Annotated in this window: 1 protein-coding gene; it reads left to right on the forward strand. The window is 59.4% G+C overall.

Features of this window, described 5'->3' with window-relative positions; all coding sequences use genetic code 11:
• Nucleotides 1-245: 245 nt before the first annotated feature.
• Nucleotides 246-692, forward strand: a 447-nt coding sequence (locus EOA13_RS37375; protein WP_164780668.1) for a TetR/AcrR family transcriptional regulator, incomplete at its 3' end; no start/stop codon positions are given.

Raw genomic sequence — 692 nt, forward strand, 5'->3', positions numbered from 1 at the left:
TCGGTGCGGTCGGCGCTTCGGTCGCTGGCGCAATCTTGGCGTTGGGGAAAGGACGGACTTCGGCGGTGGGGGTCGCGTTCGAGGACATGGAATCTCTCTGGGTCTCTGGAGACTGGGCATTCTCTCTGGAAAATCAGTCAGACTGAACCGTTCGGTGCGATGTGAACATTGACTTAGCGCGGAGAGAGGCCCATATCAAGGGTGATCGAACCGATCGGTTCGAATATTTTTCGAGGTGTGACGTTATGACCGAAGCCGACAAGGACCAGTGCGATCTGCTGGATGGCCTGCGTCGCGGCCGTCCGGCGGCGGGGCAAGACCCGGTCAAGCGCAGCCAGATCATCGAAGGCGCGCGCCGTGTCTTCATCGACAAGGGTTTTGAAGCGGCGTCGATGAACGACATCACCCGCGAGGCCGGCGTTTCCAAGGGCACGATCTATGTCTATTTCGCCAACAAGGAAGAGCTGTTCGAAGCACTGATCGAGGAAGAACGCGGCACGATCTTCAAGAACATGTACGATATGCTCGACCGCGCCGACGACCTTCGCGAGACGCTGGTGAAGTTCGGCAAGGTGCTGTCCCTCAAGATCACGTCGGCCAAGGTCATCCAGGCGCAGCGCACGGTAATCGGCGCGTCCGACAGGATTCCCGAACTTGGCGCGCGTTTTTATGAACGCGGCCCGAAACGCGGC

Origin of the sequence: Mesorhizobium sp. M7A.F.Ca.US.011.01.1.1 (assembly GCF_003998295.1) — a bacterium.
Taxonomy (GTDB): domain Bacteria; phylum Pseudomonadota; class Alphaproteobacteria; order Rhizobiales; family Rhizobiaceae; genus Mesorhizobium.